Source organism: Treponema sp. UBA7570, from assembly GCA_002477955.1.
Classification (GTDB): Bacteria; Spirochaetota; Spirochaetia; order Treponematales; family Treponemataceae; genus Treponema_D.
In genome coordinates this window covers 128867-139315 of sequence record DLLE01000063.1, presented here as the reverse complement: position 1 = coordinate 139315, position 10449 = coordinate 128867, and the positions used below count along the sequence as shown (strand labels likewise).

Here is a 10449-nt window from a genome sequence, read left to right as displayed (position 1 = left end):
AGCTAAAAATCAAAAATGAACTTAAAAATCGCAATTTTTAAGACAGTTTTTCTCAAAACAAAAGAAAGAAGAAAGAAAATTTTTCAAAAAAAATCAGTCAGGCTGTCTTTTAAAAAACCTTCCCAAAATATCTTTCGATTCGATTACATTTATAAAAGCATTTGGATCTACAGTACGCAGCTGCTTTTCCAAACTTCCGCTTTCAGCCGCAGAAACGACCGTATACACCATTTTATGAGTTTTTCCAGAATATTCGCCTCTGCCTTCAAAAACAGTAGCGCCATGATTCGTCAAATTTTTTATTGTGGCATAAATTTCATCACTTTTGTCAGTAATAATCAAAAGCGTGATTTTTGAATATTTCTTGTAAAGCAAAGCTATAACTTGACTTGAAGCGTATTGAAAAATTATTGAATAAAGAGCTTTATCCCAGCCAACAAGAATTCCTGCAAAAAAAAGAACGATGCAGTTAAAACAAAAAATCAGATTCCAGGCAGAACGTCCTGTCTTTTCTGAAATATAAATTGCAATAAAATCAGTTCCACCTGAAGAACTTTCCGCAAAAAGACAGAGAACAACAGAAACCGCGTTTAAAATTCCTCCAAAAACCGTGCACAAAAGAATATCGTCAGTAAGATGGAGCCATTCAAAACCAGAAAGAATATCCGTAAAAAGACCGGAAATAAAAATCATCACTACGCTAAAAAAAGTAAACCGTTTTCCGATGAATTTAAAACCAATCCAGACAGGGACAAGGTTAAAAGCATAGACAGTAACCGAATACGGAAGGTGAATATTAAAATATTTTAAGAAAATATTTTGCAAAAGCAAGGTAATTCCCGTCAAACCGCCAGGAAACAAATCAGCAGGCTGAACAAAAATGACAATGTTCAGAGCCATCAAAAAACCGCCAAAAGCAACAAGCAAAAAGCGTTTTAAATCGCGCAAAAAAACGGACATCGTCTTGCTCCCAAAAAATAAAAATCCTCATTTAGAAATTTGTTTAGATTTTCTGTTAGAATGTCGCGGTTATTATACATCGAAACACGTTTTTTACAAATAACAGAAAACACCGTAAAAAAAAACCGAAAACAGAGAAAAACTGCTTTCGGCTTTCATTTTTACAAAACTTAAATTATTCTTGAATATTTTCGTTCCAAATCTTTTATAAGCTTATATTCAAACGAATCTACAAGAGCAATATAAGAAGCTTCAATTACGTCGCTTGCAACTCCCATTGTGCTCCATGAATTTTCTCCGTCGCTAGATTCAATAAGAACACGGACAGCGCTTGCAGTCGCTTCTTTTCCATCAAGTACACGGACCTTATAGTCTGTAAGGTGAATTTTTGCTACAGCTGGATAAAATTGAACCAAGGCTTTTCGCAAAGCAGTATCCATTGCATTTACAGGACCGTCGCCTTCTCCGGCAGTAATTACAGCAGTACCTTCAACATCAAGTTTTACCTGAGCAAATGCGCTTTGGTCATCAGAAAATCTCGGAAATTCACCGCTTGTTTTATAATAATGAAGATTAAAGAACGGCTGATATTTTCCCATAGTTTTTCGCACAAGGATTTCAAAACTTGCATCGGCGCCTTCAAACTGATAGCCTTCATGCTCAAGTTCTTTTACACGTTTTACGATTTCGGCAACGACAGGACTATTTTTTGTAAGCGATTTGTCAAATTTCTGCACTTTTTCAACAATCATGCTTTTTCCAGCAACTTCACTCATCAAGAAAACTCTTTCGTTTCCGACAGTTTCTGGTTCAATATGTTCGTATGCAAAAGGATTCTTTATAACTGCGTCAATATGCATTCCTGCTTTATGGGCAAAAGCGCTCGAACCTACAAAAGGCATTCCCGGTTCAAGAGCAATATTTGTAATTTCTGCAATTCTCTTACAAATTGGAGTCAAAAGCTTCATATTTTTTTGAGGAACACATTCAAATCCAAGTTTTAACTGCAAATCAGCAATAATCGTAGAAAGATTTGCATTGCCTGCCCGCTCTCCAAATCCAAGAAGAACGCCCTGAACATGAGAAGCGCCAGCTTCAACGGCAATCAAAGAATTTGCAACAGCAAGTCCGCAGTCATTGTGAGTATGAATTCCAACTTCAATCTTTGAGCCAAAACGACTTACGACAGCTTCAACAGCACCTCTACATTCTGACGGCATTGCGCCGCCTTTTGTTTCGCAGAGGGAAAGACAAACAGCTCCGCCTTCTACAGCAGCTTCAAGTGATTTTAATGCGTATTCTGAATTTGCCTTGTATCCAGTAAAAAAATGCTCAGCATCAAAAATCACTTTCTTGCCTTTTGATTTTAAATACTCCACCGTATCCCGAATCATCTCTATATTTTCATCAAGAGTTGCATGAAGAATATCCGTCACCTGGAAATCCCAAGTTTTTCCAAAAATGCAGACATATTCCGTATCAGCAGATAAAAGACTCTGCAAATTAACATCTTCTGCACAAGCCAAATCCCTCCGCCTTGTAGAACCAAAAGCAACGATTTTAGAATTTTTAAGCTGCAATTTTTTTGCTTCTATAAAGAACTCCATGTCTTTAGGATTGCTTCCGGGATTTCCGGCTTCAATAAAAGTTACTCCGAGCTCATCCAAAGCCATGACAATATTTATCTTATCTTGAACTGAATAACTTATACCTTCTCCCTGCGAGCCATCACGCAAAGTCGAATCTAGAATCGAAATCTTTTTTTTATCTGCCATAGTGCTATTATGCAAAAAAAAACCTGATTCTTCAAGAACCAGGTTTTTTAAGTTTTTCAACACATTTGACACAAAACAAGTGCGCTTACTTTACAGCTGCACCGATACGCTCAAGAACCTTTTTACGGTCAAGAGGCTTTACAATATAGTTTTTTGCTCCAAGCAAAAGAGATTTTTTTACAAGCTCTTCTTTTCCAAGAGCAGAAACCATTACAACCTTTGCGTTTTTATCAAAAGCCATAATCTGTTCCAAGGCTGTAATACCGTCCATACGTGGCATTGTAATATCCATTGTAACGAGATCCACGTTCGGACAAAGTTCCTTATACTTATCAACACCGTCTTTTCCATCAACAGCCGTAGCTACGATTTCATAACCCTCGGAAGTAAGAATCTGTCCTAGCTGTTTTGCAACGAAGATTGAGTCGTCAACGATAAGCACACGAATTTTTGTACCGTCAACTCTTACGCCTTCTGGCGGACGCTCATTGATTGATGGGAAATCCTGTTTAGTTTTCATGTTGCTGCCTCCTCAATTCTACATACGTTCGCGAATCGCAACGTTAATTTCTACTTTGCCACATTCTGTAATAAGAGGAACAATCAGCGCTTCAACACTGTCTGTCTGTCCACCCAATGCAGCAATTTCCATTTTTTCTCCAGCAAAAAGCGCCGGAGGAGTCAAGTCGAACTTAAATCCCAATTCATGAAGTTTTGTTACTGCCTGCGCAGTAATAAGGTTTGCAAGTTCGCTGATTGTAGCCTTTGCCAAATCATCAAAAGTAGCAAGTGTTTCTCCGTTCATTTTTGAAGCAATGTTCAATGCTGTTTCGTAAGACATATCAAACAGAACACGTCCTTCAACATCACCAGCAAGGCCGACCAAAGCGGCAACTCCCATAACTGGCATTGCGGTCGATTTCAAATACAAATCACCGCGTTTTACATCCGCACCACCAAGAACTTCTTTTAAAATCTGAAATGAAGTTTCAACGAATGGGTTGATATATTCTACTCTCATAAAATTCTCCCAATTTTTATTTATTTTGTAAAAAAGGTTACAGTTCCGTCTTTATGAGCAAGCCACTTGCCCTCTCCCTCCAGAGTTTCGTTTTGACCAAGAATGATAATTCCATTGCCCTTAAGTTTTTCATCAAAATCAGTTTCGAGAACTTTTTGAGAAGCCAAAGGCAAGAATGAAATCAAATCCCTTGCAAATATAATATCACATACAGGCAAAGAGTTTGTATTTGCACAGTCATGATACTCAAACATAATACTATTTTTTATGTCAGTTGTAAAAGTAAAATCAGAATTAGCCTTGTTCGTAAGATAAGGAGCATACCAGCCATTTGCAATTTCGGCAGGAACGCTGATTAACGGAGCATTTGAAACATTGAGCAAATCAATGTCATGCGCATAAATTCTAATCTTAGCTTCTGGATAACGCTTTTTCAAAATACAAGCAAGTGAATAAGTTTCCATTCCTTTTCCACAGCCAGGATTCCAGACAGTAATCTGTTTTGCGGCATTGTCCGGCAAAATCTTAAAAATTGAATCAGCATATTCTTTTGTCCACCAAGCACCTGAACAAGGAGAATAAAAATTTTTTAAGAAAGCATCTGCATCTTCCGCTGAAGAAAGTTGAATTTTATCCTGAGAACGCTCTTTCTGCCACGCATCAAAACGAGCTTTAAGCCAAGGTTCATTTACAGCAGAAACCGTAAATTTTCTCATCTGCGCCAAAGATTCTGTAATAAACTTAAGCTCATCGCCAGGATGCTTTTCAACCTTAGTTTCAGCCGCAGAAACAGAAGTTTTTTGATTTTCAGAATTTACAAATTCTTTTTCTAAAGAAGATTTTACGGCAACTTTTGCATTGTGTGCCATATTCATACGAACATTTTCTTCTTCAATCGCCTGAGCTTCTGTCTTAGAACCAAAAATTCTTTCTATATCAAGAAGAATATAAAGCCTGTTGTTTACTTCAACAACTCCCTGAATATATTTTATGTTTATATCGCCAAAAAGTGGATGAGGCGGCTGAATTGTTGCTTTTTGAATTCCAACGACTTTGTCAATTACATCTACGACAATTCCGAATGTCTGCTCGCCAATCGAACAGATAAGCATATTTTCCAAGGAATCTTCTTTTCTTTCTGGAACTTCGATATTGAAAAAAAGCCTCAAATCGACAATAGGAATAATATCTCCACGAAGATTGTAAACTCCAAGAACAAATGGCAATGTATTCGGAACATAAGTAAAACGTCCGGCCTTTGCAATTTCCTTTATTTTCATAATATCAATTGCATAGTCTTTTCCAGCGAGAGAAAAAGTTACCATTTTATAGTCAATCTGAGCAAGTTTTTCTTTTCTTTCTGCAGATTCCCGTTCCGCATCAGGAACAATACTAGCATAAGCACCAAGATTTTGTGCAAGAGCTGTATTGATATTTTTAGTTTCTGTCTGATTCTGAATATTTTCGTTAGCCATGATAAACCTCTTTTGCCTTAGTCAATAGTCCCATATTCAGAGCGAGCTTCAATTTCCTGACGCACTCCAAGCTCAAGAAGCTGGCTTACATCAATAATAAGCGAAACAGAGCCGTCACCAAGAATAGAAGCGCCTGCAATTCCTGGAGACTGCGTAAACTGATCACGCAAAGGTTTTATAACCACATCTTCTTCTCCAATCAAGGCATCGACCATAATACCGATTTTTTTATCTTGCGTGCCAACAATTACAACAAAACAATACTCACCATCTTCGGTATTGCGGATGTTAAACAGCCTGCTAAGACGAAGAACAGAAATTACTTCGTTGCGGACATTCAAAACTTCATAATTGTCAATTGTATTGATTTCGCCACGTCTAATGCGATGGCTTTCAATTACAGACGCAATAGGAATTGAATAAACTTCTCTTCCAACGCGCACAAGAAGACCTTGAATAATTGCAAGAGTAAGCGGAAGCCTAATTGAGAATTTAGAACCACGGCCTTTTTCTGTTGTTACGTTTACAGTTCCGTTCAATTTATCAATCATTGTCTTTACGACATCGAGACCTACGCCACGACCAGAAACATTTGTAATTTTGTCTGCTGTTGAAAAACCTGGTAAAAATATAAGATTTGCAGCTTCCTGTTCCGAAAGGACTTTATTTGGATGAATAAGTCCTTTTTCTACGGCCTTTTTCCGCACTTTTTCCGCATCAATTCCGTTACCGTCATCAACAATATCGATGATAATCATGTTTCCTTCGTTTGCAGCTTTTAACAGAACAGTACCTGTTTCGCTCTTACCTAAAGCCTTGCGTTCTTCAGGAGATTCGATTCCGTGGTCAACAGAATTACGAACACAGTGCATGATAGGATCCATAAGATCGTCAATAACAGTCTTGTCCAACTCCGTTTCTTCACCTTCAATCTGAAGGTTTACCTTTTTACCGAGATCTTTCTGCAAATCACGGACAACCCGAGGAAAGCGGTCAAAAATCTGGCTGATAGGAACCATTCGGATTTTCATTACGCCTTCCTGCAATTCTCCGGCGATGCGCCCAAGATTTTGGGTTGCAGAATGGAACTTTGTATTTAAATCCTTAAACTTAGCTTCAAACGAAGCAAAATATTCAGGAATCTCACCATATTCCTGCATAATATTATTTCTTATGTCTTTTACAGAAACTCCGTTTTGAATTTCTTCCAAATACTGCGGAAGCTGTTCAAACATCTTACGGATTTTTTCTCTAAATGCAGAATCAAGAGCCTGAAACTGAACAAGCATATCCGACTGTTGTTGCGCGCTCTGGTTAAACGAAGCCTTTGTAATTACGGTTTCAGAAACAAGGTTCATTAAAGTATCGATGCGTTTAGAATCAACACGCAAAATTGAACTTTGCTGAGCATGTCCTGAAGCAGAAGCCGTTTTTGTCGAAGAAACTGTCTTTGATGGCTGAACAGGAGCATTTTCTGTCTTCTGCTCTGCAGAAACCTTTACTTCTTCTTGTTTAGGAGTTTCTGCCATAGGCTGAATTTGAGCATTTTTTTCTTCTTTTTGTTCGGGCTGCACATAAGACTCTTTTGCAACTGCATTTTCAAGACACTGGGCATCAACGCTCAAAGTTACATCATCGAGAAAAGCTACATCTTCGAGCTGCTCCTGAGAATTTGAAGAAGCAACGTAATAAACAACGTCTTTATGAAATTCATCTTCATAAAGCGCTTCAAAATCAGGAACGGTCTTTAAAACAGTGCCACAGGCTTTTAATGCTGCAAAAACTTGAATTCCTCCTACGCTATTCATAGGATTATTTTCATCGAAAACAACACTTATCGACCAAAGCTTTTGACCCGGCTGGCAACTCTGTTTGAGTTCAAGCAACTCAAATTCTGACATGTCAACAGTTTCTGAAGCAGAAGCCGATGCCGCTGGAACACTCTGAACAGTCTCTGGTCCAGGTTTTGAAACTGATGACGACTTTTTACCTTTTCCAGCCTTTTCAGGAATCAATGATTTTATTTTATTTGAAATTTCTTCTACACTTTCGGCATAAACAGAACCATTTTGGCGAGCTTCAAGCATAGCTTTTATAATATCAAGAGAATTTAGAAGAGTATCTACAACATCTTCGGAAACTTTTACACGGTCTGAACGAACTTCATCAAGAAGATCTTCCATTTTGTGAGCAAATGTAGAAATTTCTGTAAATTCAACTGTCGCAGAATTACCTTTTAACGTATGTGCTGCACGGAAAATTTCATCTATAGCATCATGGTTTGTTGGATCATTCTCAATTGCAAGAATATTGCTCTCAAGATTGTCAACCATTAGTTCAGCTTCAGAAAAATAATCTTTTAACAGTTCTTCGTTGTTAGCGTCAAGAAAATCACTCATATCTAATATTTTAACCTTTAACATCTCAAAGTCAAGCAATAAAATTTTATTAACAAGATGTTTTTTAAAAACAAAGAGTAAAAGAATGAATAAAGTTTCATACTTTCCTGAGGATAATTTTCGATTTTTATTAAAGTTCAGACTTTTTTATGCCGATATAAAAAGGTACGATTATAACTGACGGGGAAAAAGCTATGAAAATGATAAAAAAACTGTCTTCGACTGCTGCCGCATTTATTTTTACATTGACAACGCTCTCTGCTGCCGCTTCATTCAACGGTTACGGAGGTTTGAAAGGCGACTTAAAATCAAAGGAAAATTCCGAATTTTTCGATCCGATAATGAATTTGACAGGATTTTTTCAAGGGCAGTTCAATTTTTCAGAAAATTTATTTTTCAATACAGAAATGAGCATTTCGACAGATGACGTAATCGACACAAAACTGACTGAAGATACTCAGGCTGTCTTTTGCTTTGATGAGCTTTCGCTTACATACATAAAAAATTTTTTGGGAGCAACCCAGTTTTTCAGCATTTTTAAGGGAACTTACACTCCTCTAGGCGCAAATCAGTTTTTATCGCAGCAATTTGGAATTTCACCAATCAACAGTTTTATTACAGACAGTTTTTACGGCAACAAATGCGTTTCCCCATATTCAATAAACGGTTTCGGACTTTCGTATTCAATCCGGCTGAACTCAAGTCCAATAGCTTTTGCCGGATATTTTTACAAAAACAATGATAATCCGGACGATTTAAGACAATTCAATCTCGATTTTCGTTTTGCAACGACACGCAAATACCTCACCCTGGACTTTTTGGGAGGAATTGGTTTTCCTTCAAAAAATAAAGACAAAAACGATGACGATGTGATTCTTCTTGTCGATGAAATTTACCTTCATTCTGGAATGAATCTTCTTATCGGAAATTACTACACAACCTCTCTTTTCCTTCAGGCAGGATTTTCTTCGCTTCCTGTAAAAAAAAGCAATGCAAAGATTGAAATTTCTGACGAACAGCTTTTTTTACTGGTTGAACCGCGGTTTCATTTAAAAAATTCGCAGATGCACATTTCTTTCTTCAATATTCCTGACAATCAAAACGAAAAAATAGAATTTGCAGACGGGAATTTAGGCTTCAACGTAAATATTTTTACAGAAAACTTTTTCATCCGCAACAAAAACATAAAGTTCGGATTCAGCACGTCGTTTAGCTACGAAGAACGATATTTAAAAGACTTGCCAAACCTAAAAGATTTTTACAAAGATACCTGTTCTGTAAAAACAAGCCCTTACATTGTAATTCCTGTTCTCTCCGGAGATTTAAGCCTCATGTTCCAGGCAAAATTAAGCGAGTTTCCGGCAGGAAAATGGAAACAAAACATAAACTTTACACTAGGTTATAAATCTTATTTCTAAAAAACAAGCTTTATAAAAAAAAGCACCATCAAAAACTGAACTTTATCCGTTCAATTTTAGTGGTGCATTTTTAGCTTTAAAGCCTTTATTTTAAAGTTTCAAAAGCGAAAGTCTCTTGCAGGCTTCTTCAATATCCGCGCGATGTCCAAAAGAGCTAAACCTTATAAAACTTTCTCCGGCAGGTCCAAAACCAGAGCCTGGAGTCGTCACAACATGGCACTCATCCAAAATTTTATCAAAAATATCCCAGCTTGCTTTTCCAGGAAATTTTGCCCAGACATAAGGACCGTTTCCTGTAAAATAAGCGACAACGCCTGCAGATTTAAAATTTTCTCCTTCAAGAACGTTTTTTATAAGATGTCCGTTCTCCAGATAATAGTCAACCTGTGCGGTCATATCTTTCAAGCCCTGTTCGTCGAGAGCGGCAAGACCACCAGCCTGAGCAATATTTGAAGCGCCGTTAAAAAGAGTTGTCATTACGCGGTTCCAATCCCTGTTCACGCTTGAACCGTCTTCAAATTTCAATTCGTTTGGAACAACAGACCAGCCGAGGCGAACTCCTGTAAAACCAGCAGGTTTTGAAAAAGAATTTACTTCAATCGCACAAGTTTTTGCGCCAGGAATTTCGTAAATTGTTTTTGGAAGATTTTTATCGCGGATAAAAGCAAAATATGCGGCATCGTAAATGACAATGCATCCGTTTTCGTTCGCAAAATCAACAAGTTTTTTAAGCTGCTCTTTTGTTGCAGTAGCGCCAGTCGGATTATTTGGAGAACAAAAATAAATCAGAGTATTTTTTTCAATTTTTGAAAGATCAGGAAAAAAATCGTTTTCCGGCGTGCATGGAAGATAAGAAATTCCTTCGTAACCGTTTCCGTTATTTTTTCCGGCAGCACCAGCGACAACAGAACCGTCAACATAAACAGGATAAGCAGGGTCCTGGACGGCAACTTTTACTTTTGAGCCAAACAAAGTCTGAATGCGCGCAATATCACATTTTGCACCGTCAGAAATAAAAATTTCGTTTGCATCTGCCATTTTTGGATAAAAAACTTCCGCAATTTTTGAGCGAAGGGCTGAATTTCCCTGCTCATCTCCATAACCGGAATATCCTTCAGGAGTTGAAAGAGCAAGAGCATAATCTGACATTGCCTTTGCAATATGCGGAGAAAGAGGCTCTGTTGTATTTCCTATTCCAAGGCTGATAATTCTAGCATCTGGATGACCAGCCGCGTATTCACGGCGACGACGAGCTACCTCTGGAAAAAGATAGCCTGCTGTAAGATTTGAAAAACCTGTATTTCTTTTAATCATAATAAAATAATTTTAACGAAGGAACATTCTAATTTCAAGCCGAGCGAAATTCCTGTAAAATGTTTGAATCCGTATAATTTTCAAAAA

General features: G+C 37.5%; 8 protein-coding genes. 1 reads left to right on the top strand and 7 read right to left on the bottom strand.

The genetic code is table 11. From position 1 onward, the window contains the following. Positions 1-93: 93 nt before the first annotated feature. The 6 genes from B4N75_RS08830 to B4N75_RS08805 all read right to left on the bottom strand — a co-directional run bounded on the left by B4N75_RS08830 (position 94) and on the right by B4N75_RS08805 (position 7630). Positions 94-960, bottom strand: coding sequence for a YitT family protein (locus tag B4N75_RS08830; protein WP_296668899.1), 867 nt, complete (start codon positions 958-960; stop codon positions 94-96). A 170-nt stretch (positions 961-1130) separates the two neighbouring features. Next, positions 1131-2735 (bottom strand): citramalate synthase, encoded by a 1605-nt coding sequence (gene cimA / locus B4N75_RS08825; RefSeq protein ID WP_296022820.1) that lies wholly within the window; start codon positions 2733-2735, stop codon positions 1131-1133. Positions 2736-2820: 85 nt separating this feature from the next. Continuing rightward, on the bottom strand, positions 2821-3255 hold the full coding sequence (locus B4N75_RS08820; protein WP_078929899.1) for a response regulator: 435 nt from the start codon (positions 3253-3255) through the stop codon (positions 2821-2823). An 18-nt stretch (positions 3256-3273) separates the two neighbouring features. Then, positions 3274-3756 (bottom strand): chemotaxis protein CheX, encoded by a 483-nt coding sequence (locus tag B4N75_RS08815; protein WP_078929897.1) that lies wholly within the window; start codon positions 3754-3756, stop codon positions 3274-3276. A gap of 20 nt (positions 3757-3776) precedes the next feature. Further along, complete coding sequence (locus B4N75_RS08810; RefSeq protein ID WP_296022808.1) at positions 3777-5231, bottom strand: chemotaxis protein CheW; 1455 nt, start codon at positions 5229-5231, stop codon at positions 3777-3779. A gap of 17 nt (positions 5232-5248) precedes the next feature. Beyond that, complete coding sequence (locus tag B4N75_RS08805) at positions 5249-7630, bottom strand: chemotaxis protein CheA (RefSeq protein WP_296707175.1); 2382 nt, start codon at positions 7628-7630, stop codon at positions 5249-5251. Positions 7631-7824: 194 nt separating this feature from the next. On the opposite strand from B4N75_RS08805, the gene B4N75_RS08800 reads away from it, so the two are divergent. Continuing rightward, positions 7825-9048, top strand: a complete 1224-nt coding sequence (locus B4N75_RS08800; RefSeq protein WP_296668892.1) for a hypothetical protein — start codon at positions 7825-7827, stop codon at positions 9046-9048. A 90-nt stretch (positions 9049-9138) separates the two neighbouring features. On the opposite strand, the gene B4N75_RS08795 is transcribed toward B4N75_RS08800, so the two are convergent. Continuing rightward, a complete protein-coding gene (locus B4N75_RS08795; RefSeq protein ID WP_296668890.1) occupies positions 9139-10362 on the bottom strand; it encodes an LL-diaminopimelate aminotransferase in 1224 nt (407 codons plus the stop codon). Positions 10363-10449 lie beyond the last annotated feature (87 nt).

What these genes read in the sequence shown, in the direction of transcription:
- B4N75_RS08795 (WP_296668890.1), bottom strand. Translation starts at nt 10,362, where the DNA reads ATGATTAAAAGAAATACAGGTTTTTCAAATCTTACAGCAGGCTATCTT.
- B4N75_RS08830 (WP_296668899.1), bottom strand. Translation starts at nt 960, where the DNA reads ATGTCCGTTTTTTTGCGCGATTTAAAACGCTTTTTGCTTGTTGCTTTT.
- B4N75_RS08805 (WP_296707175.1), bottom strand. Translation starts at nt 7,630, where the DNA reads ATGAGTGATTTTCTTGACGCTAACAACGAAGAACTGTTAAAAGATTAT.
- B4N75_RS08800 (WP_296668892.1), top strand. Translation starts at nt 7,825, where the DNA reads ATGAAAATGATAAAAAAACTGTCTTCGACTGCTGCCGCATTTATTTTT.
- B4N75_RS08810 (WP_296022808.1), bottom strand. Translation starts at nt 5,231, where the DNA reads ATGGCTAACGAAAATATTCAGAATCAGACAGAAACTAAAAATATCAAT.
- B4N75_RS08815 (WP_078929897.1), bottom strand. Translation starts at nt 3,756, where the DNA reads ATGAGAGTAGAATATATCAACCCATTCGTTGAAACTTCATTTCAGATT.
- B4N75_RS08820 (WP_078929899.1), bottom strand. Translation starts at nt 3,255, where the DNA reads ATGAAAACTAAACAGGATTTCCCATCAATCAATGAGCGTCCGCCAGAA.
- cimA (WP_296022820.1), bottom strand. Translation starts at nt 2,735, where the DNA reads ATGGCAGATAAAAAAAAGATTTCGATTCTAGATTCGACTTTGCGTGAT.